The organism is Chryseobacterium sp. MMO-72 (genome assembly GCF_037146035.1).
GTDB classification, from domain to species: domain Bacteria; phylum Bacteroidota; class Bacteroidia; order Flavobacteriales; family Weeksellaceae; genus Chryseobacterium; species Chryseobacterium indicum.
In genome coordinates, this window is the sequence record NZ_JBBCWG010000006.1 from 223,718 (window position 1) to 250,066 (window position 26,349).

The window sequence follows — 26,349 nt, forward strand, 5'->3', positions numbered from 1 at the left end:
AAATAGCTGGAAGTGGAATGTATGGAAATTAGAGTTTTTAATTTTCTACATTTATTTTAAAGCTTTCAGAAACCTCACAGGTTTTCAAAACCTGTGAGGTTTAAAGTAATAACAAATAAAACAATGAAAACAATTTTAATCATCAATGGAGAAAAATACTGGCAGGATTATTTTACAGGATTTGATGTGGTTCAGAAAAAAGTTCAGACCGCAGAATTTATCGTAAAAAATGCTGAACTGTATGTTATTGATGAGAATGGAGTCTGCAAACCGGATGTTATTTTCTGGAGATTGGGAGCAATCAATCCTGAAGCAAAACACAGAAACATTTTGGAATTGATTGAATATTCAGGAATTCCATGCGTGAATTCAGCTTCGACATTATTAATAGGTTACGAAAGATTATCCATGTTAAACAGATTGAAAAAACTTGGATTACCTGTGATTGATTTTAATGTCGCAACCAATACAACTCAATTGAAAAATCTGGAAATGCAATTTCCCTTTGTGGTTAAAGTTGGAAATCATCACGGCGGATACGGAAAAAGTCTGGTTTCAACCGAAGAACAATGGGAAGAACTGAAAGATTTGCTGTTTATTCATCAGGATTATGTGACGACAGAGAAATTTATTAATTATCAATATGACATCCGTTATCTGGTTATCAATGACAAAGTCTGGGCAATGAAAAGAAAAGGCAAATATTGGAAAGCCAATTCTTTAACTCAGCAATATCAACTCATCGAGCCCGAAAAAGAATGGATAGAAAAAATAAAACTGTTACAGGAAAACATCAAAGCAGATATTGTGGCAATTGACGTTCTGGAAACAGAAAACGGAGAAAAAGTGATTGTAGAATACAACGATATTCCCGGACTTTCAGGATTTCCTGAAGATGCAAAACTGGAATTGGCGGGTATTGTAAAAAACAAATAAAAGAACCTTAAAAAATTAATAACCATGTATTTTTTAGTTCAGGCTAATACGTATTTAGATCCCGATCATTACAGGATTTTTGATGCTTTGGAAGAATTAAATATTGATTACAGCGTAATTAATATTCCTCCAACCGCACAAAAAATTGACTTCGAAACAGACAGAAAAGATGTTTTTGTATACGGTTCGGTGACGATTGCAAGATTGGCAAAGCAAAATACAGATTGGTTTCCCGGTTCTTTTTACGGAGGCAATCACTTGTATGAAGTGTATTCCAAATATTACAGTGAAAACCTTCTTAATCATAAAGTTTCCGTTCATAAAATTTCGGAAGAATTGATTTGGAAAAAAGATGAACTCAAATTCATCAAGCCATATAATGAAGCGAAAATTTTTACTGGAAAAGTCTTCAATGAAACGGAATGGAAAGATTTTGCTTTTGAAGCATTGCAAAATCAAACCAACAGAATTACAGAAGATTCTTTGGTTCAGATTTCTGAAGCAAAACGAACGATCAAAGAAGCAAGACTTTGGATTGTTGGCGGACAAATTATTGATGCAGGATATTATAAATTCAATGATCATGCTCCTTTTGAAGAAAAAGTTTCAGAAGACGGATTGAGTTTCGCCAATAAAATGATTCAGCTTTTCAATTTGGAAGAAGCTTTTGTAATGGATATTTGTTTAACTGATGAAGGCTGGAAGATTGTTGAAATCAACTGCATCAACAGTTCAGGATTTTATCCGAATACAAACGTGAAAAGTATTATCAAAGCTTTGAATATTTACTTTTCGAATTAAAAAAATAAGCAATGGAAATAACAAAAAGATTACTGTTTCTGGACGATATAAGATATCCGATTGAAGCGTATCATTATACCAAACAGGATATTTTCCTCAGAAAAGACTGGCATATCGTTCGGAATTACGAACAGTTTGTCAACAGGATTTTGGAAAAAGGACTTCCAGAAATGATCTCTTTTGACCACGACCTTGCTGATGAACATTATTTGGAACCGAATTCTCAGGAATTTGTTGAAAAAACAGGTTACGATTGTGCAAAATGGCTGGTAGAATATTGTATCGATAATTATTTGGATTTGCCACAGTTTTATTGCCATTCCATGAATCCTGTAGGAAAGGAAAATATTGAAAGCCTTTTAAAAAACTTTAAAAATTTATAATGGACATTTTCAGATTCATTCAAGACATAAAAATGCATTTGAAGCTCAGTTTTGATGAGGTTGACAAGTGGTTTGATAAAGACAATAAAACGTTGAATTTTCAGCCTTCAAATGGAGGTTGGACAGTTCAGCAGATTTTAGAACATATTTATCTCACGAACTTTTATCTGTTGATACTCATTGAAAAAGGCTCAAAAAAAGCAATGCGGAATTATCTGCATCTTGATTTGAATCTTGAAATAAAAAATTACCGTTTCAATCAGGAAAAGTTTGAAAAAATAGGCGAGTACGGTTCATTCGAATGGATAAGACCGGAACATATGGAGCCGAAAGGAGAATTAAATTTAACTGAAATAAGAAGTTTAATTACTCAGCAATATCATCAATGTTTAAGTTATTTAGACTTGATGAAAAATGGCGAAGGTCTCCTCTGCAAAACAACAATGACGGTGAACGAACTCGGGAAAATCAATGTTTACGAGTACATTTATTTCCTTTCGCTTCATGCTCAGAGACATCTTACTCAGATGAAAAATAATGAATTAGAAGCGATTTGAATACTTGAATTGTCTTTTTTCAGACAGTAGTGAAACCTCACAGGTTTTCAAAACCTGTGAGGTTTAAAGTAATAACAAATAAAAAATTAAAAAAATGATTTTCAAAACATATAACTCAATAGAAAACGCTTACCAGACCCGGGTAATCGATCAGATCAGGATTCAGGGTTTTGGGGATGAGGTTTTCATCGTGCAGGAGAAAGTTCACGGTGCTAATTTCTCTTTCTTTACCGATGGAAAGGAAATTAAAATCGGGAAGAGAACCGCTTTCATCGAAAAGGATGAAAAATTCTTCAACGCACATCAGATTTTAGAACGTTACAGAAAAAACGTCATCGAAGTATTCGAAAAAGTGAAAAATATTCATCCGGATGTAGAGACGGTCGTAATCTACGGTGAATTGTTCGGTGGAGGTTACAAACACAAAGAAGTGGAACCTGTAAAAGATGCGGTAAAAGTGCAGAAAGGTATTGAATATGCTCCGCACAACGAATTTTATGCATTCGACATCAAGCTGAACGGAACTACTTATCTGGATACCGATGTGGTGAATGAAATTTTCGAAGAAACCGGATTTTTCTATGCAAAAATTCTTTTTCAGGGAACTTTGGAAGATGCTTTGAAGTTTCCGAATGTTTTCGATTCTAAAATTCCGGGCTGGCTTGGACTTCCTGAAATCAAGAACAATATGTGTGAAGGAACCATTTTGAAAACTTTGAAAACCAGATATTTTGGAAACGGCTCAAGAGTCATTTTGAAAAATAAAAATGAAAAATGGATCGAGAAATCTAAAGTGGTAAGAAAACAGGAAAAAACGGTTCAAAAGCAAATCAGCTTTAGCGAAAAAGCTCAGAGTATCTGGGAAGAAATTCAAAAATATGTAACTACAAACAGGCTAAACAACGTGGTCAGCAAAATTGGTGAATTCGAACCCAAAATGATTGGGAAAGTGATCGGTCTTTTTGCGCAGGATATTTTAGAAGATTTTGAAAAAGATTTTCCGAAAGTTTTCGAAACCATTGAGAAAGAAGAACAGAAAAGAATCAATAAAAAACTGAATTCTTTAGTGATTGACATCGTAAAAGAAGAATTAATTTCCGCAAAAGTATAGTTTTGAGAGTTATGCCGATGAATAAAAACTTTTGTGATTAAAACTATTAAAAATGAAAAAGATAAGTACATTATTCAAAAAAGATATACATAATTTAGGAAGAGTTATTAACGAAATTAATCCTGAAAACAAATGGGTTTTTGATGGGAAAGCTGTTGCTACACAAAAGTTTGATGGTTCTGCATGTGCAGTAATCAACGGTAAATTATACAAAAGATACGATGCCAAAAAAGGAAAAACAGCTCCTGAGGGCGCAATTCCGTGTCAGGAAGCGGATCTTATTACAGGTCATCATCCGCATTGGGTAGCGTGTGATATTGATAAAAAAGAAGATCAATACTTCTGGGAAGGTTTCAGTGCTTTGGCTGAATTGGGCAGGGTGGAAGATGGAACCTACGAACTTATTGGTGAAAAGATACAAGGAAATCCTGAGAATATTAAAGGTCATTTATTGGTAAAACATGGCAAAAATATTCTTAGTTTAGAAAGTCTGGACTTTGAATTTATCAAAAACTTTTTGAGCAATCCCGAAAATGATATGGAGGGTATTGTTTTCCATCATACTGCTGACAATCGTATGTGCAAGATCAGAAAATCTGATTTTGGTGTACGAAGAATATCAGTAAAAGAACTTATTGTTTAAATATAGATGAAGTTTCGGTAATTTATTTTATCGGAACTTTTTACGTATTAAATTGAACCATAAACTGATCTGACTAATATGCAGAAAGTTTGTCATTCTGACACAGCCTGAAAGGATGCGAACGAAGTTCAGAGAATCTACACAATATTTTTTTAGAGATTCTTCACTCCACTTTGTTCCATTCAGAATGACAGCAGAAATAATTAATTATTGTTAAAAAAATCTGATTGTCTGTAATTTGTCATAATAAAAACCTCTGCGATCTTGGTTAAGTTTTAACGCCTCTGCGAACCTTAAAAACAGTTTGTTTATAAAAAATCTTTGTGTGCTTAGCGTTAAAATCAAGTATTATGATTGATAACGGATAATCAAAAAAAATTAGAAAAAAATGTTACAGGCAGAAATAAAAAGTTTATTAAAAGAAGACATCAGTATATTAATAAAAGTCCCGAATTCAGCAAAGCATTATTTATGCGATTGCGGAGAGGCAAGTTTGCTGACGGTGAAAGAAGTACAGTCGGTTTCAGCAATATTCATCAGTCATACTCACATTGATCACTTTTCCAATTTCGACGGAATTTTCAGACACCAGATTGGAAGCGGAGAAAAAATCGTGATTTGCGGACCGAAAAATATTCATCAGCAGATTGAAGCAAGATTAAAATCTTACACTTGGAATTTAATTGATGAAAATGCAATTGAATATGAGATTAGAGAAATCGTTTCAAAAGAAGAAATTAATGTCTATAAAATTCTTCCTCCACATTGGAATCTGGAATTGATAGAAACCCAGAATTTCCTTTTTGAAGACGAATATATGAATGTTGATTTTGCAATTTTGGATCACAAAACAGATTCCATCGCGTATTTATTCAGAGAAAAAGATTCGGTTACTTTTAATGAAAACGGTTTAGAATTCAAAAAAGGAAAATGGATCAGCGAATTGAAGAAAGCCTTTGAAAACAATGATTCCGGCAAAGAAATTGAGATTGAAGGAGCGGTTTATAAAGCCTGCGATTTATTTCACTTTCTGACTCGAAACAAAGGATATAAATTAGGCGTAATCATGGATCATGCGGTCTGTGAAGACAATTATGAAAAAATTAAAACGGTTTTCAGGGAAGCGGATATGGTGTACATCGAAACATTCTACAAAGATGAAGATCAGGAATTTGCGAAGATCAACTATCACAGTTTTGCTTCTGCATCCGGAAAAATCATGAAAGAATGTGAAGTGAAAGAAGCCGTTCCGATTCACTTTTCAAGAAGATATGTTGAAAGCGACCAATTGGAAATTGAAACCGCTTTTTATAAAGCATTTCAGGGAAATTAATTAACTGAGTTCGGGATAAGTCTTAAACGCAAGGTTAAACAAAGAGATTCAATTATTAAAAATTCAGCTTTTAAAATATACAAAGGCGTAAAACTGATCAAAGTAATACCATTTTTTTATTTTTTAAATAAACGAAGTGCCTTTGTTTAGCTTACCAACTTTCAATAAGTAAAAAAATCTTTTGTTTTTCTTTGCGATAAATTAATATGATTTTATAAATCAATTAATTAAAATTATTTATTCAATTAAAATTAAAAAAACTAAAAATAATCATGCAAAATAAATTACCTTTTCATTTCGATATGGAAACGGCTGATCCTGATGATTCGATGACGTTGGCTGTTTTGGCAACGCATCCCAAGGTTCATCTCGCAAGCGTATCCATACATCCGGGAGGAAAAGATCAGATAGGATTTGTAAAACGTGTTCTGCAAATTCTGGACAGAGAAGATGTCCGCGTCGGCGCAGGAACTCCAAAATCTTCGGCGAGCCGTGTTTCGGGCTTTTACCAAGACTGGATCGGAAAATTTGAGGACTTAGAAGCGGATGATACCGCAGCAAATATTATGGCTGAAACACTTCATCAGTTTCCCGATTGTACTTTACTGACGGGAGCAGCACTTACAAATCCGCATTCATTGTGGGAAACCGGAGTTTTCTTTGATCGCTGGTTTTGTCAGGGTGGTTTTGCAGGCGATAATATTGTTCCAAAAGAACATCGACTGGAAAAATTTGACGGTAAGCTTACCTGTGCGACGTTCAACCTGAATGGAAATCCATTGGCTGCAGAAAAGCTGCTTTCAATACCGATGACTGAGAGACGGATGATCAGTAAAAATGTTTGTCATGCTGCTGTTTTTACAAAGAAAGATGCAGAAATCCTGATCCCTTTTCTAAATGAAAATAAAGGATTGAAGCTATTTCTTAAAGCAGTGGAACTCAAAGAAAAGGCACTTCATGATACTGTGGCAGCTTTATTGGCGATAGATCCGTCAAAAGCAGTCTGGGCGGAAGTAATTCCTTACAGACAGCGTGGTGAATGGGGCTCTCGTGAAGTAAAAGAAAGCTCCGGACACAACTCATCATTGATTACAACTCATATTCCGGATTTCAAAGATCTGTGGATGGTGATGAAACCTTAACGAATTAATATTATTAAACTAAAACTGCAATTTTAATCAGCAAGTTTGTCATTCTGACACAGCCTGAAAGGATACGAACGAAGTTCAGAGAATCTCACATAAAGATTTTAGAGATTTTTCACTCCACTTTGTTCCGTTCAGAATGACAGAGAAAATAGTGAAATATTGTAGTTAAAAAACAAACAATTAAAAAATGAAACCAAACATATTTTTCACAGCAGACCATCATTTTGGTCACGAAAATATTATAAAATTCTCCGAAAGACCTTTTGAGTCTTTAGAACACATGAACGAAGAACTCATCAAAAGATGGAATGAGAAGATCGGTAAAGATGACACCGTTTATTATTTAGGTGATATGAGTTTAGGCAAACCGGATTTCACGAAAGAAATACTGGACCGGTTAAATGGAAACATTCATTTGATAAAAGGCAACCATGAAGGTGCAGCGCTGACCTATCCAAAACGATTTGCTTCCATCAGAGATTATCACGAACTGAAAATTGATGAGCCTGAAAACAGCAACGGCAAACAGAAAATTATTCTCTTTCATTACGCCATGAGAACATGGAACGGCTCACACCGTGGCGTTTGGCAGCTTTACGGTCATTCGCACGGAACATTACCCCACGATGAAATGGCTCTGAGCTTCGATGTAGGAGTAGATTGCCATAATTTTTATCCGGTTTCTTACGAGGAAGTAAAGGAAATCATGAAAAGGAAAAAATGGACACCGCCGTTTGCTCCGAGAAATTAGAAATTGCTCCCTTCGGGGAGTTTTTTTGAAATTATTTTTTAACTGCGTAAATAGAATGCGCACTGACTATTGTAACTTTGCACAACTTTAGCAGTTAAAACAATCCTTCTTCAGGGTATTTCTTCCCGCTTCTCCTTCCACATTAGAAACCAAATGCAGATGAATGAAAAATGAATAGAATAAAAATCTAAAAATGAAAACAACAAACGAAATTGTAATTATCGATTTGGAAGCTACGTGTTGGGAAAATGATAGAATTCCCGCCGGCCAAAAAACCGATATTATAGAAATAGGAATTTGCGAATTAAACAGAACAACGCAGGAAATTTCCAAAAAACAAAGCATTTATGTGATTCCCGAACGATCTAAAATCAATAAATTTTGTACAAATTTGACCGGGATTACTCCGAAATTAATCGAAGAAAAAGGAATTTATTTCGAAGAAGCCTGCGAAAAAATCAGAGATGAATATCACTCAGTTCAGCTTACTTGGGCAGGTTTTGGAAACTTTGATAAAGAGCAGATCATGGAACAGTGCGATTACCTCGGTATCGAAAATCCTTTTTCCGAAAACTACATCAATGTGATGTATCAATTCAAAAAATATATAGGACATCATAAAATGATGGGTTTGAAAAGAGCCCTGAACTATATGAATATGGATTTTGAAGGCAATCATCACAGCGGAGCAGACGATGCTTACAACGCCGCCAGAATTTTAAGAGAAATTTTGAGGTGAATTTGGGCTGGAAGTCTGAAGCTGGAGGCTGGAAGTAAATTACACGCTGCTAATACTTCCATCTTCTAACATCCATCTTCCAACCTTTAACAGTTAAATATTACAACAATGAAAACAACAGACAACATATTAATTATAGACCTCGAAGCCACATGTTGGGAAGACCGACCGCCGAGAGGACAGGAAAGTGAAATAATAGAAATCGGAGTTTGTGTCATGGATGCAAAAACCGGAAAGATTTCCAAAAATGAGGGAATTTTAGTAAAACCCCAATATTCGAAAGTAAGTCCGTTTTGTACGGAACTGACTTCCATTACGCAGCAAATGCTTGATGATGAAGGTGTTTTGTTAGAAGATGCTTTAGATATTCTGAGAGCGGAATACGATTCTGAAGATCTGACCTGGGCAAGTTACGGAAACTACGATCTGAATATGCTTCAAAATCAGGCAAGAAGATTCAATGTGGATTATCCTTTGAGCGATGACCACATCAATGTGAAAACATTATTCGGAGAGCTGCATCCCACGATTCGTAAAAGCGTTGGAATGGCAAGAGCTTTAGGCGAATTAAATCTTGCACTTGAAGGAACGCATCACAGAGGTGTAGATGATGCGAAAAATATTGCAAAAATTTTGCATTGGTGTTTGCAGCAATACTAATGTAACAATTCAGCAATCTAAAAATTTAGTAATTACTTCCTTTTAAAGTGGAAGTTTTTTTATTTCCAATCCTGTCATTGCGAGTAGCGAAGTAAGCCTGTGCTGAGCCTGTCGAAGTAAAGCAGTCTCGAAAAAACAGAAAGATTGCTTCACTTTCAGTTCGCAATGACAAAAAAATATCACAAATTTTCAACAACGCAAAATCATTGCGCAATTCCTTTTTTACTTTGCATCATCAAAATGAAACAACACTAAAATTTTGAAGAACAGATTTTAGTTAAAATATCAGGCAGGTCTTGTTGGGTGTTTCGGTATATCACCATTGCAGAAGAATTTGTTGAGAAACATAATTTCGTTCTGTTCAGCTTGATCTGAAGGTTTCGGGATTTCCCAAAAAATCTCAAACGACTCTATGGGTTGAAGGTTCGAGTCCTTCTATCTCTTGAAAAGGGATATAGTTCAAATGGTAGAACAGTAGATTTATGCGTGGGTTCGACTCCCACCCTCACTTCAAATGAGGTAGCTCAGTCCGGTTAGAGCACTACACTTTTAATGTAGATTGAAATAGACTCAAAATCTATTTTTTTTAGCGAGTTTGAACGTTCTCTTTAAAAATGTTCATGGAAAAGTCTGGGATTTTTTCAGTTGTTTAATCAACATTTTGAAAAAGCCAGCAAGAAAAGATGTTTTCTGAAAATGAAATGGAGATGAAGAATGAATAATTTTTGAAATGAATTTTCTAAAAAGGACGGTTTTCTGCGTGAGCGATGGTAACGGATACCCCGCAGTGAAGAGCGCAAGCGATGAACGAGGAGTAGAAGAGGACGTAGCGACCCGGGCTTTTGGTAAAGCCAAGACGAGGGACACGCCCAAAATCTGAACATTTAGAAAATGAGTTTGAAAAATAAAATTCCAAACTCGATGAATTTTTCTGAATTGCTTTCCTTCCGCCGTTTTTGGAAGAAGAGATTCCGGATTTTCCTTTTAATTGAAATAGTGACCATTAAAATAGTAAGACGATGATAAAAAATGTACAAATTAAAGCATACGAAACAGGTCTGGTTTTTAAAAACGGACATCTGATCGATATTTTGAAAGAAGGTAATTTCTGGATTTTTGGAAATAAGTCTGTAAAGATTTATGATATGAAATCTTTGTTTAATTCTGATACTGACCTTCATCTTTTGTTGAAAAATGAAAGTCTGAAATCGTTATTGGAAATTGTTGAAGTAAAAGAAGGAGAGATTGTTCTGATGTACGAAAACGGAATTTTCAAAGACGTTTTGAATATTGGTCAATATGCTTTCTGGAAAGGAATCTTGGACAGAGAGTTTCAAAAAATCGACTTGACTAAAGTTGAGATTTCACAAGAAATTTCCAAGACAGTTTTGGAAAATATGAAATTAAAAAGCCTCGTAAGAAAGTTTGTTGTGCCTTCTCACTATAAAGGTCTGCTATTAATTGACGGAAAACTGAGTCAGGTTTTGGAAAGTGGTCTTTACTCTTTCTGGAATAATGAATCTTCTGTTGAAGTTAAAATTGTAGATCCAAATTATGAAATAAAATCACAGTTCGGATCCCATGAAAACGCAACTGTTTTGATAAAATCTGAACCGCTTAAAGATTTTTTGAAAATTGTAGAGGTAAAAGACGGAGAAATTATTTTGCTATATGAAAACGGAAGTTTAAAAGATGTATTAAACGTAGGTCAGTATGCATTTTGGGTAGATATTGCAGACAGAGAGTTCCAGAAAGTGGATTTGATGAAAGTTGAAATTACAGAAGATATTTCGAAAACGATTCTGGAAAATGCAAGAATGAGAAATTACGTAAGAAAATTTATCGTATCCAATCAGCATAAAGGATTACTGTTAATTGACGGAAAATTAACTAAAACTCTCGAAGCCGGAACTTATTACTTCTGGAACAACGAAACTTCCATCGAAGTAAAATCGGCAGATATGAGAATGCAGCAAATGGAAATTGCAGGTCAGGAATTGTTGACCAAAGATAAAGCGATGCTGCGTATTAATTTCTATGTACGTTTTCAGGTGGAAAACATCGAAAAAGCGTTGATGGAAAATAAAGAATACGATAAGCAATTATATATTCTGATGCAGTTGGCTTTGCGTGAATTCGTTGGAGCTTTAACATTGGATGAATTATTGTTGAAAAAAGATTCTATAGGAAAAGAAATCCTTGAAAATCTTGGAAACAAAGCCGAAGATTTAGGTTTGAAAGCTTCCGATGCGGGAATCAGAGATGTGATCTTGACAGGAGAAATGAAGGAAATCATGAATCAGGTTTTGATTGCCGAGAAAAAAGCTCAGGCAAACAGCATCATGAGACGTGAAGAAACCGCTTCCACAAGAAGCTTGCTGAATACAGCGAAATTAATGGAAGAAAACGAAGTCCTTTGGAAGCTGAAAGAGATGGAATATATGGAGAAAATCGCCGACAAGATTGGAGATATTACCGTTTCCGGAAACAGCAACATTGTTTCTCAACTGAAAGAAATCTTCACAAAATAGAAACTAATAACTTTTATGATAGAGACGGGTTTTGTGAATACAAAGCCTGTCTTGTTTTTTATAGACAATTAATAATTTTTTTCTCTTGCTGATTTTGCAGATAACACTGATTTTAATGAAATTTAATCTATTTTCTTTAATCGGATTTGTATACATCTGAGAAATCTGTGTGAAAATAAAACAGTTTTATTTCCTCTCCATCCACTCCTCATAAGAAAGCACACCCAACTCCGGTTTTCCGTCACCTTCTAAAATCGAAATAAATTCCAGCTGATTTCCATCCGGATCATTAAAATAAATGGCTAAAGCAGGCATCCATGCAAAAACCATCGGCTTTTCAATGCCGTCTTTCAGAAAATTGTAAGGTTTCAGGTTTTTATTTTTCAGAAATTCGACAGAATAATTCAGAATATCTTCTTTGTCTGCAGTAAAAGCGAAATGTCTCGTTTGCAGATTTTCCTTCTGCTCCCATAATCCCAACATGGATTCCTTGTTTTTCCCGATCCATAAAAAAGCAATTCTTCGGTTTTCTTCTTTATGGGCAAATTCCAATCCTAAAATTTCAGTATAGAATTTTATTGCATTTTCCAGATCACTCACCTTAACATGAGTTTCGTACAGTCCTTTAATCATGAGTTTAAAATTTTAATGAAACAAAGCTAGAAAACGTATTTCCAAAAACTCTTCATTATTAATTCCTTTATATAAAATGCATAATAGATTTTTTCTAAACACAAATCCCACAAATTTTTTCACAAATTTCACAAGAAAGATTAGTGTTATTAGTGCAAAAATCCGTGCAATTAGTGTTTAAATAAAAATTTTTTCAAAAAAAATATACTACGCAAAAACATTGCGTAAAAGCATCCTTACTTTGCATCAGAAATCAGGGAGAAAGTGATAATCCTCTGAAATGTTTAACAAAAAAACAGTAACCATGAAATTTAATTTTTTAAGAAAAGAGAATAAAGTAGTAACGAACTACGAAGGTGCAAAAGCTTATACCATGACACCTGCAGAAGAACTATACAGTGCTGTTGTTACAACAGGATTATCCAATACCACTTATGAAAAAGGAAACGAAAGACTCACAAGAATTCAGTCCCTGATTCAGAAAAATGATCCGGAATTCGTTGCAAAACTGGCAGTTTATGCAAGAAAAGATATGTATCTGCGTTCCATTCCGTTGGTTTTGACGACTGAATTGGCAAAGCAGACTTCAGGTACAGACCTGGTAAGCAGAACCATCGATGGCGTGATCCAGAGAGCGGATGAAATTACTGAACTTTTGGCATATTACCAATTGGCAAACGAAAGAACAGATCTTAAAAAACTCAACAAACTGTCAAAGCAAATTCAGAAAGGTCTGGTAAAATCATTCAATAAATTTGATGAATACCAGTTCGCAAAATACAACAGAAAAGCGGAAGTTACCCTGAAAGATGCCTTATTCCTGGTTCACCCGAAAGCAAAAGATGAAAACCAACAGGCAATTTTCAACAAAATCGTCAACGATTCGTTGGAAACACCTTACACTTGGGAAGTAGAACTTTCCGTTTTGGGACAGACAAAATTTGCCGATGATGCAGAAAGAAAAGCAGCCTTCAAAAACAAATGGGAAGAACTGATTTTCAGCAACAAACTGGGGTATATGGCAACTTTGCGAAACCTCAGAAATATTCTGGAGGTCAACGTTTCTCCGGATGCGATGCAGAAAGTTTGCAACTATCTTTCGGATGAAAAAGCCGTGAGAAATTCAAAACAGCTGCCTTTCAGATTCTTGTCGGCGTACAGAGAACTGAAGAGTATGAAATCGCCCTATCTATCATCAATTCTCGAAGCATTGGAAGATGCAGTTTTGGTGAGTGCCAAAAATATCAAAGGTTTTGGATTCGATACTTCGGTGGTGATAGCGGCAGACGTTTCCGCTTCAATGCAAAAGTCGGTTTCTCCAAGATCTAAAGTTTTGCTGTACGATATCGGTTTGTTGATGTCGATGATGCTGCAGTCACAGTGCAAAAATGTGATTTCAGGAATATTCGGTGACACTTGGAAAAGAGTTCCGATGCCTAAAAACGGTATTTTGAGAAACGTGGATGCATTCTACAAAAGAGAAGGTGAAGTAGGTTACTCTACCAACGGTTATCTGGTCATCGAAGATTTGCTGAACAGACGCGAAAAAGTAGATAAAGTAATGATTTTCACCGATACCCAGCTTTGGAACAGCAACGGAACCCGAAATTCTTTTGAAGATTCTTGGAATCAATACAAAAGTTTTCACCCAAATGCAAAATTGTATATTTTTGACTTGGCGGGTTACGGAAGACAGCCTTTGGATATCAGACAAAACGATGTATACCTTATTGCAGGTTGGTCCGACAAAATTTTCGATGTACTGAATGCTTTGGAAGACAAAAAATCTGCCGTAGAAATGATAAAAAAAGTAGTGCTGTAAAAGGCACTGCTTTTAAAATAAAAAACTAATAACCAATTTTTTCAGGAGCTTAATCCCGCTTTCCACTATATCTTTTGTTCCGCTTTGCTACACAAAAGGATGTCGTTGCAATCGGGGCTAGGAAAATATAATGCTTTAATTAGCAGTCAGTTTTTTATTCAGGTATACAAATGTAATTCAGTATTGAAGTGAAGAATCTCAATCAATATTTTTAGAGATTGCTTCGTCGCTACGCTCCTCGCAATGACAAAGAATAATAGTAAAAAACCGACCTATGAAATGAAGGCGTTAAGAAAATAAGCTGTACGAACGTTAAGAAGATTCTACTGTTTGAAATAGGAACAAATTCAAAACGAACAAATGAATAATTATAAATAATGGGAACTATTTTTTACAGAATTGAACAGGATCTTAAGGCGGGAAGGAAGAAAAAAGCCTGCGACAGACTTCGAAATCTGATCAATGAATTTCCCGACGATCTTTCTTTAAGAGACAAACTGGCGCAGATTTATTATGATTCAGGGTTTAAAGATGAAGCCGGAAAGTTTTGGATCTTATCTGAACCTCAGAATTTCGAAATGAAAGAAGCAATTGAAATGTACAGGAATTCATTAAGCAATTCCGGAAATGCTATTTTAAAAGATATCGTTTTTCGGGGAGATAAAACCCAGCTTTCGGAATACGCAAAAAATATTCTGAAGGAACTGGAAACTGACAGTTTTAAGAAAACAAAGCATATTCCTGATTTTAAAAGAAAGCAAAGAGAAAAAGGAAATTATACAGAATCTAAAGATAGCTTTTTTAGTAATGTAGGGTTTTATTTGCTCATTGGAGGAATTATTTTACTTCCATTTTTAGGACTTGTTAAGCTGGGAGAGATTATCGGGTCAATATTTTCAAAATAAATTTTAACTGCGTAAAAAGAATGCGCACTGAGGCAATAACTTTGCGTCAACAAAAACAGATAATCATGAATTACTATAAAAAATGGCTTAAAGGAACACTGTATTGAGGTTAAATACTCAATACTTATGAAAAAATTTAAAACATTAAAGAAGTCTTTCGGAAGCAATGAATTTGGATTAATTGACTTTCCGAAGAAAATTTCGAATGTTCAGATTTCCAGAATTTTATATGGAAATGAAATGGGGTGTTCTTATTGTTTTCCACATGGTTTTGAAACCATTAATTCAAAAGAAATTAAGTTTCAGAGAAATTGGAAAAAATACAGAAAAACCCAATGGAAAACTAAAAAGTGAGTGTCGTAAAACAGAATTACTTCTTACTGAGCAAAGTTGTATTGCAGGTAAAAATCCTGTTTCCGGAATTCGGAATGGTGTAAAAGAAACACACAACAATAAAAAATTCTGTTTGATTTTTCACCTTACTTAAAAAAATTACCGGTGCCGTAAGAAAAGAATTCCTTCGATTTCGACTTGAACAAGAGTCTTTTCGTTACATTGCCCGGTTTTAAATAACCAATGTCGTCATCATAAGAGTTCCATCGTCTTACTTAAAATTTGAATTGATATCAAAAACTCTTATACCATGTTACTTGGTTTTTTTTAAAATAATTTTAACTGCGTAAAAAGATTGCGTACCAATGCAGTAATTTTGCAGTAACAAAAAACAATAACCATAAAAACTTAAAAATAATCGATGCCGTAAGAAAGAGTTCCTTCGAATCCAAACTGAAAAAGTCTCTTTCAAAATTTTGCTCGGTTTTAAATTGTAAAAACTAAAACTTTGAAAATATAAAATAAAAAATCAAGTGTCGTTTCAGAATCATACTTCGATATTTAATCTTTGGGTCGCAGGTTCGAATCCTGCCTGTTCCAAAATGGAAGAGTAGCTCAGATGGTAGAGCAAAAGCAATGAAGATTCTCACATTATTACCTTGATTTAAAAAACAAAAGAGTGCCGTAGAAAAGGCTTACTTCGAACAGCAATTATTTAGACCAAAAAATCTAAAAAACAAGTGCAATTTCCTGAATAACAGTAGGGATCAGGTGCATGTCTGTCTTTTCGTCTTTTGCCTCTTTTTATTGAAAATTTAAAAATATCGGGTGTCGTAGTACAGAAATACTTCGTTCCAAACCGGAAATACAGGTTCGATGCCTGTCAGTAAATAAAAAACTGTCGTCTAATTTGAGTAAGGACGCCGGAGAAATATCTGTACGAAATTTACCTTGATAAAATAAAGAGTGCCGTTAGAGAAAACTTACTTCGGTTAATCTTAATGATGTTGGTTCGACTCCAGAATAAATCTGAAAATGATTTATATAAAGAGTTTTCTCGTCTTTTGCCTCTTTTTTTAATTTTAAAAACTTACAGATAAGTGTCGTAGAGAAGGGTTACTTCGTAAATATAACGGTCCTAAGGTAGCGTAATTCGGGCGACCGAACTGGTGAGGTTGGGTTGAAAACCAACTGGGCAAAAGTTTTCGAAAGAAAGCGTAAGTCTCTCGCAGATGTAGAATTGCCGGCTCCCTGCCCAAATCGGGTAAGAGCGGCGCTCATAAGAGCAAAAATACCTTTTTCGCCTTTTACCTTATCTGTTTTTATAATATACAAGTGCCGTAGAATAGTGTTACTTCGCTCATCACGACGGGGTCGCGGGTTCGAGTCCCGTCTTTTCCACAACAAAAAAACACATTTTAAATAGGAAAAGTAGCTCAGTTGGTTAGAGCACGACATTGCACTTTCTGGTTGTTGCCTTGTTTTAAAATATAAAGTGTCGTAGAGAAAAGATACTTCGTCACCAATCGAAGGGGAGGAATAATGAAGTCGGCTGATCCGGCAAGATTATCCGGTTCGACTCCGGCAGAACGATGCCCCGCTTTTCTTTTCCCGTTTGTAATCTTTATATTAAAAATCCGAAAAGCATATTGCTTTTCGGATTTTTTTCTTTAGATATAAATGATCTTATTCTTCAATTTTTTCTTGGTCTTCGTCGTCCTTTTTATCAGGAAAGATTAAAGACAGAATCACTGAAATTACCAAAACTCCTCCAACGATTCCCAAAGAAACCGGAGACGGAATGTGAATCCATGGTGCGATCAGCATTTTTACTCCGATGAACGATAAAATAACTGCCAAACCATAAGGCAATTTGCTGAACATATGAATGAAATTCGCCAACAGGAAATACAATGATCTTAATCCCAGAATCGCGAAGATATTTGAGGTGTAAAGAATAAACGGGTCATTAGAAATCGCAAAGATTGCCGGAATGGAATCTACTGCAAAAAGAACGTCTGTAAATTCAATTACCGCTACAACAACCAAAAGCGGGGTTGCCATTTTCATTCCGTTCTGTACCGTGAAGAATTTGTCGCCCACGTAATTGTCTGAAACTTTCCAGAATCTTTTAATCAGTCTTGCTCCTGCTGTATTGCTGTAATCTTCTTCGTCGTCATCGTCTCCGTCGCCCCAGGATTTTATTCCTGCATATACAAGGAACAGCCCGAATAAAGTCATTACAATATTGATTTTCACAGGATGTCCGAAAATATTCATTTCAGGAAGGTAAGTAAGGTTGATTAATCCTACACCCGCAAAAATGAAAATTGCCCTGAAAATCAATGCTCCGATAATTCCCCAGAAAAGAACTTTGTGGTGAAGATATTTCGGAACTTTAAAGAATCCGAAAACCAGGATGAATACAAATAAGTTATCCACCGAAAGTGCCTTCTCAATCCAGTAAGCCGCCTGATACTGCGTGAATTTCTCCACTGCCAAAGCATGACTTTCGGGACTTCCGTCTGTATTGAAAACCCAATAAACCACGCCGGAGAATACCATAGACAGCGAGATCCATACGATTGACCAGATTGTAGCTTCTTTGGAAGAAACTTCATGACTTTTTTTGTTGAAAACTCCTAAATCCAGAAGCAACATGATAACTACCGTTACCGCAAATCCCCAAACCAGACCGGGATGAAGATCTAAAATACCTTGATGTTTGTCCACTTTTAAATGTGCTTATTATACGATAAAAGCAATATTTGTACGGGTACAAGTATTGCTAAGTTTTATTTTTTATTTTAAAAATTTATTCAATAGTTAATAAGTTTTGGCTAAAGCCGGATTGGAAACCTATTTTTAATGCAAACGGGCTAAAGCCCGTTTCTATTGATAATCATTTTAAACACTTATATTTTATAAATATTTCTGCTTTACAGTTTCTATTGTTTCCTGCAGTTTTCGGTCTGCTGTAGGATCTCCGATCGCGTTGAACTTCCATTCTCCGTTTCTTTTGTAGAAAACTCCCATCACCATGGCAACGTGACCTCTGAAAGAAGCATCGTTCGCAATATCATATTTCGCAAAAACTTCTCTTACGTTGGTTGGCGTTCCTTCGTAAATTCTGATGGATGCAAAAGGAATAGTCCCGAAATCCTGACCTTTATAACTGTTCAGAACTAAAGCAACGTGTTCTACATTGGAATCCAGATTGCTGAAATCCACAGTAATCACCTCATTGTCAAGACCGTCATCTCCATTCACATCTCCTGTTAAATCGTCTCCGCTGTGTCTTACAGAACCGTTTTTGGATCTTAAGTTTCCAAAATAGATAACTTCTGTTGCATTTTTATTAGAATCGTATAAAATACAGCTTCCGTCCAGATCTACCGCTTCTTTTGTAATCCCTCCGAAGAATCCTTTTTTCTCAATTGCTCCCCAGTTGATTCCTACACAAGCCTGTGTAAGCGTGGTTCCGTTTTCCTTTGTAAGATTTATTCTCTGACCTTTTTGTAAGTTAATAGCCATTGTTATATTTTGTTTTAGTTCTAATTTTAATTTTTTTTACTGTGCTTAGTTTAAACGCAAAGACTCGCAAAGATTTTTTTTAATTGTTCTGCATATTTTTGTTCGCAAAGGCGTTTCACTCAGCAAATGATGGCAGTACAGTGAAAAAGTTTGTAAAGAATTGAATTTTAAAACTTTTTACTTTTACTAATTATTTAAATTTAAATTCAGCATTGCGCGAAGAATATTGGTTTCCTCATTGATGTCGAACATTTTACTCATCACGTCTGTATTTTCTAGATTTTTAATGTAATCCTGAAGTACGGCAATGACCTGTTCTGGCAGCGTTTTTTTTCTTTCGTTCATCGTCTGTTCCAATTGTTCATTCTTTCTTTTTAGCTGATAAACAATCGTTCCCTGATTCGATTCATTGGGCATTGTATCTAGTTTTTCCAGTTTTTTAGGATCAATTAAATACATTTTTCTGCCTTCAATATCGAAGATGAAATGATCTTCAGACTGAAAAATCTTAAACAATTCATATTCGTTTCCCGCGATCACGTATCCGCATACAAAACGGACTTTAAAATTCTGAATATTAAGCCTTCCCAGTAATTTCCTTTCGATCTGATAATCTTTATACTGATAGGCAGGAAAAGAACCTGACTTCAGCAATTCTTCATCAACATTTGATCTGTAGAATTCTGCTGCATATTTTTTATAAAAATACAGGACATTATCCCAGTTCAATCGAAATTTATCTTCCGTAAGATCATTATACAGACTTTTCAGCTGATTGGAAAAAATACCGCTGTACATTTTCCGGTCAGTTTCGAAACCGTCAACACGCTTTTCTTCAAAACCGGAAATGTATTTGCTGTTAACATCAATTTCATTAAGCACCGCCAGCATATCATTTTCTTTCTGTCTTTTAATTTTCGTGAGAAGTTCAATGAGACTGTCGGTATACTGAAGATGAAAAAGTTCCAGTTTACTGTAATCGAGTCCCTTATTTTCCTGAAAAAGATTATGGATAATATCTGTCTTAATGTAGATCGAAATTATATCAACATTTTCAAAAAAATTCGCGAGAAGTTTAAGTTTGGTTAATCTTCTTTTGCTCTGAGACAATATGTTTACAGCATCATCATTCACTTTTATCTCTCGTTATTATCCTCTTACGTTTGCTTTTAATTCGTGTTCCAAAGTCATTAAATCCTGATCCAGCTTTCTTCTTCCTTCTGCACCCTGCTTTTGGATCTGCTTCACTTCGTTCAATGTATTAATTAATTTTGAAGTTGTTTCTCTCAGTGTTTCCACAGAAACAATTGTCTGTTCATTCGCTCTGGCAACATTAATGGAGTTCTGCCCAAGACGTTCTGCATTCTTTCTTAAAATTTCTTCTGTTGTAGCCGAAACTTTCTGCTGAATTTCAATACTTTGCTGCTGTCTGTACATCGCCACTGCCAGTGAAAGCTGATTTTTCCAAAGCGGTAACGTTGTTGTTAAAATCGTCTGCGCTTTTTCTGCAATAGAAACGTTGTTGTTCTGAACCAGCCTGATCTGCGGAAGCGACTGCATCATGATTAAACGAACCACCTTCAGATCCGCCAATCTTCTGTCTAATCTTGCAATAAAATCTCTCTTATCCGCAATCTGATAATCCTGAAATTCCTGCGTATTGGCTTCCATGTGCGCTAATTCTGCTCCCGCTTTTTCAATTCTCAGGTTTCCGATAATCACCAGTTCTTCTATCTGTTTAATTGCATTCACATTGCTTTCAAAAATAGTCTGTAAAACAGCATTATCTTTCGTGGAAGTAATGATTCCTGCATTTACTTTATATGCAATCTGATCGATGTTGTTGATAATTTTATCATATTTCGCAAATAAATTCTCGATCTGCGTCATGACACTTTTCATGAAAGGCAATTTGCTTAAAAAACTTTTGAATTTATTCTGATTTAATTCTTCAACATCTACATAATTCAGCTCGACTAATAAATTATTAATCAATTCTCCGACTTCACCGGAATTTGATCTCCTTACATTTCCAAGGAAACTGTCACTCTGGTTGGATAATGTTCTCTGAAGGTCTGCCCCGAAATTAACGATCGATCCCGGATTGGTTTCGTCGATAGAATCTGCAAGGGCTTCATATTTCTGACGTTCATCTGTTTTCAGCTGATTCAGATTTACATTTCCGTCTCTGTCTACCAATGGAGCAGGAGGTGTACTTGGCGTTGCCATACTCGGCGGCGGCGCCATCGGAGTAGGTTCGAATGTCTTTAAAGGTTCGATTGATCCAAGCGGATCTATAGGTTGATTTTCCTGATTGTCCATAATAGATTATTGATAGATTGATACAAATTTTTCTAGACCTTCTCTCTGTCCGCTTCCTACCGCTTCAAATTTCCATTCGCCGTTTCTGTTGTAGATTCTTCCAAATTCCACTGCGGTTTCAATAGAGAAATCTTCGTCTAATTCATATTTTAAAATTTCTTCGTTGGTATCTGTATTGAAAATTCTGATGAAAGAATTTCTTACCTGTCCGAAGTTCTGTCTTCTGGAATCTGCTTCGTGAATCGTTACCACAACAGTAATTTCTTTCACTGCAGGATCAATTTTTGTAAGGTCTATTTTAATCTGCTCATCATCTCCTGCGCCATCTCCCGTAAGATTATCACCAGAGTGAATCACTGCTTTGTCCGGAGACTCCAGATTGTTGTAAAAAATAAAATGATTATCTGAAATTAACTTTTTATTTTCACCTAATAAAAATAAAGAAGCATCCAAATCGAAAGCCGTTCCGGTAGATGTATTGTTAATGTCCCATCCAAGACCAACCGTAAATTTCGGTGCGTTTATATTTTCTCTCTGTCCTTTCTGTAAGTTAATAGCCATAATATAATTCGGTTTGTGTTAAAGTGTTTATATTGTTTTCGTATTCTTTTATTAAATGATAATTATTGCTGATTGCCAGTTCCAGCAGATTATCCATTAGTTCCTTTTTTACTTTAGACGAAAGATACTCAAAATTACCTGAATCTAAGCCTAAAATATATTTTACAATTCGTGTATTAAACTGAAAACTAGGCTTTCCCATTACTTCCGCGATATCTTCTACATTTTTCACTGCGTAATAATTAAAGTAATTTTCAATCTTAGGATCGAGATCAAAATTCATCAGTTCAGCATAATACATGAATAAAAAGTCTGCTTCTACATTGTACTGATCCAGAATTTTATTCACCGTAAACTCGTGGCTTCCTGTTATTTTAATATCATCTATAAAAATACAAAGTTTTCCTCTAAGAAAATCTTTATCCAGATAATACGTATCATTCGCGATGAGATTTTTACGGTCTTCAAAACTTAAATTTCCATAATCTGTCGTATAGGTATGATTTCTGTTAATTTTCGATAAAATGCTTGATTTTTTTCCTTTCTGAAACAAATAAAAATCCAGATGCTTCTTAAAGTAAAAACATAAAAAATTAGAAGCGGTAGGAATCGCCATATAAGGACTTGGCAATACCACAATTTCTTTATCTGTATTTAAAATATCTTCATGTGAAGAAACAAATCCTTCAAATAATTCCTTTGCAAATTTTTCAGCATACGACTTATCGCCATATTTGAAATAGCTGTATTCTTCGGGTGAAAAAGTAAATTCATCCGCCGAATGAATGTGGTGTAAGCTGTATCTTTTGTTCATAAATTATATTTTGTGTGTAAGTAAGTGTGCATTGAAACCAAAATCTTTTGCGCCCTTATAATCCGCGAAAGGATTATCTCCGATATGTAAAACCTGTTTTATATCTAAATCCTGATTGGGCAGTAAATTTTTAACTTCCTGAAATATTTTCGGATGGGGTTTGGAACAGTTCATTTCATCTGAATAAACATGAAAATCAATGTACTGATTCAGATTTTCATTCATTAGAAATTTTCTCATCGTTTTTCCTTTGATGAAGCCTGTATTGCTCAGTATATTAATCGTCTTTCCCTGATTTTTAATTTCATCAAAAAACTGGTGTAAATTTTCAAAAATCACAACAGGTTTATACTCTAAAAATAAGTCTTCGCTTTTCTGATAAAAATCGTTCAGATGGTTTTTACTCAATTGTTTTACATCTACTTCCAGTGCATTTAAAATTAATAAATAAATTTCAAAAGTGTCTATATTTCCTCCCGTTATTTCATTGATAGAATTGCAAAGATCATCATAATATTTTACGACTTTCGCAACTTTGTTAATCGGTTTTTTTACGTCAAAAAATGAGGAGAACAGCTCAACTCTTTTTGCTTTAAATTCAGGATGAGATTTTATTAAAGTAAGCCACAAATCAAAAGAAAAATGTGAGTGATTGTGGATGTCTATATCTGTTTTCAAAATGGTACAGTTAAAATTTTATTTAGCTTTTTTCTTGAAAAAGATGTTTTAAATGGTTATTATTTTCTTTCATGGTTCGTGTTTAAAAATTGACAATTCCTCCCAAAGATAGAATTTTTAAATTAATGTATAAATGTAGTTTGGTGTTTTAAGAAATTTTTATGATTATCCGCAATTTGAATCTAATATCTGATAGCGAAAAAATTCTTTTTTAAACGCAAAGTCCTCAAAGATTTTTTGAAATTATTGTGGGTATTTTTCGTTCGCAGAGGCACTTCGTTCAGCAAATGATAGCATGACGCCTTGGCTGAGTGAAACGCCTTTGCGAACGAAAAATGTTTTCAAAGAATTAAACAAAACTTTGCGATCATCGCGTTAAAAATAATCTAGCAAATAATGTCTTTAAATTTTCAATTTTTCAGTCGTTTAAAAAAAATAAAAAAAAGTTTTTGCTGTTAAAATATTTTTTCTAGTTTTGCAACCGGTTAACAATCAACAATGTCAACAAAAATGATAAATATAATCACTTTAAGCAACCCTATCAGAGCTGTGTACTTTGGTAGCACTAAATATTTATCTGAATAACGATCGACCTTATAAAACTAAAATAAAACGAAGGCCTGTCTGTTTCAGATAGGTCTTTTTTGCTACCCTACTTTTCAGCTTTTACATTCGAAAAGGTTGTCTATTTTTTTTAACGCAAAGAAAAATTTCCTTACTGAATAAGAAAGTGAGCAAAGATTTTAATCAATAAATTGATTTTAAGAAGCTGGCTTCATCAGCGACTTTGTCGCAACTCTTTGCTCTCTTAAATAAAAAACAGTTTTCAAAGAACTTTGCGTTTTAAGACATTTTACAACCTTAAAATCAACAATTTAAATTAAACAAAATGAAATACAACACACGAAATATAGGGATTATAGCGCACGTCGATGCAGGAAAAACCACACTCACGGAAAGACTTCTTTATTACACGGGAATGATCCATAAAATAGGGAACGTGGATGAAGGAAATACCACGATGGATAAAGACATTCAGGAGAAAAACAGGGGAATTACGATTTCTTCGGCTGCAATTTCTACCCAGTGGAAAAAAGATGAAAATGTCTTCAATATCAATATTATCGATACTCCGGGACACATTGATTTTGCGGTGGAAGTTGAACGTTCTTTGAGAGTTCTGGACAGCGTTGTAGCAGTTTTCTGCGCTTCTTCGGGAGTTCAGCCACAAACTGAAAATGTCTGGTTCCAAGCTGAAAAACATGGAATTTCAAAGATTTGTTTCATCAATAAAATGGACAGAATCGGAGCTGATTTCTTTGCAGTTTTAAATGAAATTAAAACAAAACTGAATGCAGTTCCTCTGGCTTTGCAAATTCCGATTGGCGCAGAGGATCATTTTGAAGGTGTTATTGATTTAATTAAGCAAAAAGCATTGTATTGGATTGACGAAAACGGAGAAACCATTGTGGAAAAAGAAATTCCGGAACTTTATAGTGCTGAAGCTCATGAATGGAGAATGAAACTAATGGAAACCTTAGCGGAATCTGACGAACAGTTTTTTGAATATTTTCTGGATTCTGAAACGAAAATTTCTGAGGAAATGATTACTGAAGCCATAAAAAGAGTTTCTCTGTCAAGAAATTTAGTTCCTGTTTTATGTGGTTCTGCATTCAAAAACAAGGGAGTTCAGCCTTTGCTTGATGCGATTGTAAGTTATCTTCCTTCACCAGATCAGTTGCCTTCTGTGATAGGAAAAGATGCCAAAACGGATGAAACGGTTGAGCTGGAAAGAAATGAAGAGGAAATTTTTTCAGGATTGGTTTTCAAAGTGGTGATTGATAAACATATGGGTAAACTTTCGATGTTGAGAATTTATTCGGGATGTATACAATCCGGTGACACAATTCAAAATGTTAGAACGAGTGAAAGTTTCAGAATTTCAAGGATTTTGCAGATGCAGTCGGACAAAACGATAACGGTTGATGAAGGAAAAGCGGGAGATATTGTGGCTTTAACAGGGATAAAAGACGCGAAAACAGGAGATTCTTTATCTTCTGTTGAACGGGCTGTTTTGCTTGAATCCATCACGATTCCGGCTCCGGTAATCAGGGTTTCCATTGAGCCGAAAACGAATGCCGATGAAAAGTCTTTCGGACTGGTTTTAGCGAAAATTCAGGAAGAAGATCCATCGTTGGTTGTTGAAAGAGACCGACAAACGGGAGAAACTTTACTGAGCGGTTTGGGAGAACTGCATCTTGAAGTTACTTTAGAAAAGATCAGGTTGAATCACGGAATTGAAATCAATCAGGGAAAACCTAAAGTTTCGTATAAAGAAATTTTAACGGAAACCAGAACGCACCGTGAAAAACTCGTGAAACAGAATGGCGGAAGCGGACAGTTTGCGGACATAACGTTTGAAATCGGACCGAGAAATGATGATGGAATCGGTTTGGAATTCATCAATCAGATCAAAGGCGGAGTGATTCCGAATGAATTTGTTCCGTCTGTTGAAAAAGGTTTCCGTGAGGCAATGGAAAACGGAGCATTACAGGGCTATCCTCTGGAAAGCATGAAAGTTACACTTCTGGACGGATCGACTCACAGTAATGATTCTCATGCTCAGGATTTTGAAATGGCTGCAAGAGAAGGTTTCCGGGAAATCGGAAAATCCTGTAAACCTAAATTAATGGAACCGATCATGAAAGTTGAGATTCAGACGATTGAAGATTATACCGGAGTGGTGACTGCGGATATCAACAAACGAAGAGGAATCATCACTTCGATTGATGAAAAATCGGGAAGAAAAATCTTCACGGCAGAAGTTCCTTTAGCTTCTACTTTCGGATATATTTCTGATCTGAGAACGTTGACGAGCGGTAGAGCTTCGATCAGCATGAAGCTGTCGCACTATACTTTGGTGCCTGATTTCATCGCAAATACATTAGTAACCTAAAAGACAAGGGCTGTAAATTATTTTTGCAGTCCTTGTTTGGGTTATTGATGAACTATCAATGATGAATTGTTTTTTCTCCCGCTGATTATGCAGATTTTTTATTTTCTATAGATTACACAAAGATTTGCATGAATTTTAAATTTCAATCATTGCGCATCCAGCTTATCCAAAATTTTATTTCCCACAGATTACCCAGAT

Annotated in this window: 24 protein-coding genes; 16 read left to right on the forward strand and 8 right to left on the reverse strand. The window is 35.1% G+C overall.

Translation table 11 applies throughout. The features are described 5' to 3' along the window. Positions 1-123 precede the first annotated feature (123 nt). The 12 genes from WFH39_RS11000 to WFH39_RS11055 all read left to right on the forward strand — a co-directional run bounded on the left by WFH39_RS11000 (position 124) and on the right by WFH39_RS11055 (position 11,593). A complete protein-coding gene (locus tag WFH39_RS11000) occupies positions 124-936 on the forward strand; it encodes an ATP-grasp domain-containing protein (RefSeq protein WP_336689923.1) in 813 nt (270 codons plus the stop codon). A 24-nt stretch (positions 937-960) separates the two neighbouring features. After that, a complete protein-coding gene (locus WFH39_RS11005) occupies positions 961-1,737 on the forward strand; it encodes an ATP-grasp domain-containing protein (RefSeq protein WP_336689924.1) in 777 nt (258 codons plus the stop codon). Between the two features lie 11 nt (positions 1,738-1,748). Next, entirely contained in the window at positions 1,749-2,120 is a 372-nt protein-coding gene (locus tag WFH39_RS11010; protein WP_336689925.1) for a cyclic-phosphate processing receiver domain-containing protein, read from the forward strand. Beyond that, on the forward strand, positions 2,120-2,677 hold the full coding sequence (locus tag WFH39_RS11015; RefSeq protein WP_336689926.1) for a DinB family protein: 558 nt from the start codon (positions 2,120-2,122) through the stop codon (positions 2,675-2,677). The genes WFH39_RS11010 and WFH39_RS11015 overlap by 1 nt, the downstream gene beginning before the upstream one ends. A gap of 94 nt (positions 2,678-2,771) precedes the next feature. Then, a complete protein-coding gene (locus tag WFH39_RS11020; RefSeq protein ID WP_336689927.1) occupies positions 2,772-3,788 on the forward strand; it encodes an RNA ligase, Rnl2 family in 1,017 nt (338 codons plus the stop codon). A 52-nt stretch (positions 3,789-3,840) separates the two neighbouring features. Further along, the gene (locus tag WFH39_RS11025) at positions 3,841-4,431 is read left to right on the forward strand and encodes an RNA ligase 1 family protein (protein WP_336689928.1); all 591 of its coding nucleotides are present in this window, start codon (positions 3,841-3,843) and stop codon (positions 4,429-4,431) included. A gap of 388 nt (positions 4,432-4,819) precedes the next feature. Further along, complete coding sequence (locus WFH39_RS11030; RefSeq protein ID WP_336689929.1) at positions 4,820-5,764, forward strand: peptidase; 945 nt, start codon at positions 4,820-4,822, stop codon at positions 5,762-5,764. A gap of 272 nt (positions 5,765-6,036) precedes the next feature. Then, complete coding sequence (locus WFH39_RS11035) at positions 6,037-6,906, forward strand: nucleoside hydrolase (RefSeq protein ID WP_336689930.1); 870 nt, start codon at positions 6,037-6,039, stop codon at positions 6,904-6,906. A 193-nt stretch (positions 6,907-7,099) separates the two neighbouring features. After that, on the forward strand, positions 7,100-7,663 hold the full coding sequence (locus tag WFH39_RS11040) for a phosphoesterase (protein WP_336689931.1): 564 nt from the start codon (positions 7,100-7,102) through the stop codon (positions 7,661-7,663). A 193-nt stretch (positions 7,664-7,856) separates the two neighbouring features. Continuing rightward, positions 7,857-8,402, forward strand: coding sequence for a 3'-5' exonuclease (locus WFH39_RS11045; protein ID WP_336689932.1), 546 nt, complete (start codon positions 7,857-7,859; stop codon positions 8,400-8,402). A 108-nt stretch (positions 8,403-8,510) separates the two neighbouring features. Further along, on the forward strand, positions 8,511-9,062 hold the full coding sequence (locus tag WFH39_RS11050) for a 3'-5' exonuclease (RefSeq protein ID WP_336689933.1): 552 nt from the start codon (positions 8,511-8,513) through the stop codon (positions 9,060-9,062). Between the two features lie 1,019 nt (positions 9,063-10,081). Then, a complete protein-coding gene (locus WFH39_RS11055) occupies positions 10,082-11,593 on the forward strand; it encodes a slipin family protein (protein ID WP_336689934.1) in 1,512 nt (503 codons plus the stop codon). A 186-nt stretch (positions 11,594-11,779) separates the two neighbouring features. Here the strand turns inward: WFH39_RS11055 and WFH39_RS11060 are convergent, their stop codons facing one another. Continuing rightward, entirely contained in the window at positions 11,780-12,226 is a 447-nt protein-coding gene (locus WFH39_RS11060; RefSeq protein ID WP_336689935.1) for a VOC family protein, read from the reverse strand. Positions 12,227-12,530: 304 nt separating this feature from the next. Here WFH39_RS11060 and WFH39_RS11065 point away from each other — a divergent pair, with 304 nt between their 5' ends. From WFH39_RS11065 to WFH39_RS11075, 3 genes are all read left to right on the forward strand, one after another. Beyond that, the gene (locus WFH39_RS11065) at positions 12,531-14,048 is read left to right on the forward strand and encodes a TROVE domain-containing protein (RefSeq protein ID WP_336689936.1); all 1,518 of its coding nucleotides are present in this window, start codon (positions 12,531-12,533) and stop codon (positions 14,046-14,048) included. Positions 14,049-14,425: 377 nt separating this feature from the next. Next, the gene (locus tag WFH39_RS11070) at positions 14,426-14,953 is read left to right on the forward strand and encodes a DUF6584 family protein (protein WP_336689937.1); all 528 of its coding nucleotides are present in this window, start codon (positions 14,426-14,428) and stop codon (positions 14,951-14,953) included. A gap of 126 nt (positions 14,954-15,079) precedes the next feature. Then, a complete protein-coding gene (locus tag WFH39_RS11075) occupies positions 15,080-15,307 on the forward strand; it encodes a phosphate ABC transporter substrate-binding protein (protein ID WP_336689938.1) in 228 nt (75 codons plus the stop codon). A gap of 1,665 nt (positions 15,308-16,972) precedes the next feature. Here WFH39_RS11075 and WFH39_RS11080 read toward each other — a convergent pair. The 7 genes from WFH39_RS11080 to WFH39_RS11110 all read right to left on the reverse strand — a co-directional run bounded on the left by WFH39_RS11080 (position 16,973) and on the right by WFH39_RS11110 (position 23,195). After that, the gene (locus WFH39_RS11080) at positions 16,973-18,019 is read right to left on the reverse strand and encodes a TerC/Alx family metal homeostasis membrane protein (RefSeq protein ID WP_336689939.1); all 1,047 of its coding nucleotides are present in this window, start codon (positions 18,017-18,019) and stop codon (positions 16,973-16,975) included. Positions 18,020-18,208: 189 nt separating this feature from the next. Beyond that, the gene (locus WFH39_RS11085; protein ID WP_214588639.1) at positions 18,209-18,820 is read right to left on the reverse strand and encodes a TerD family protein; all 612 of its coding nucleotides are present in this window, start codon (positions 18,818-18,820) and stop codon (positions 18,209-18,211) included. Positions 18,821-19,006: 186 nt separating this feature from the next. After that, on the reverse strand, positions 19,007-19,954 hold the full coding sequence (locus tag WFH39_RS11090) for a hypothetical protein (RefSeq protein ID WP_336689940.1): 948 nt from the start codon (positions 19,952-19,954) through the stop codon (positions 19,007-19,009). A 15-nt stretch (positions 19,955-19,969) separates the two neighbouring features. Beyond that, entirely contained in the window at positions 19,970-21,142 is a 1,173-nt protein-coding gene (locus WFH39_RS11095; RefSeq protein ID WP_336689941.1) for a toxic anion resistance protein, read from the reverse strand. A gap of 6 nt (positions 21,143-21,148) precedes the next feature. Next, on the reverse strand, positions 21,149-21,703 hold the full coding sequence (locus tag WFH39_RS11100; RefSeq protein ID WP_336689942.1) for a TerD family protein: 555 nt from the start codon (positions 21,701-21,703) through the stop codon (positions 21,149-21,151). Beyond that, positions 21,693-22,517: a phosphoribosyltransferase family protein gene (locus WFH39_RS11105; protein ID WP_336689943.1), complete on the reverse strand. Its 825-nt coding sequence runs from the start codon at positions 22,515-22,517 to the stop codon at positions 21,693-21,695. The genes WFH39_RS11100 and WFH39_RS11105 overlap by 11 nt, the downstream gene beginning before the upstream one ends. Before the next feature lie 3 nt (positions 22,518-22,520). Then, complete coding sequence (locus WFH39_RS11110; RefSeq protein WP_336689944.1) at positions 22,521-23,195, reverse strand: HAD family hydrolase; 675 nt, start codon at positions 23,193-23,195, stop codon at positions 22,521-22,523. Between the two features lie 889 nt (positions 23,196-24,084). Between WFH39_RS11110 and fusA the strand changes: the two genes are divergently transcribed. After that, positions 24,085-26,151 (forward strand): elongation factor G, encoded by a 2,067-nt coding sequence (gene fusA / locus WFH39_RS11115; RefSeq protein WP_336689945.1) that lies wholly within the window; start codon positions 24,085-24,087, stop codon positions 26,149-26,151. Positions 26,152-26,349 lie beyond the last annotated feature (198 nt).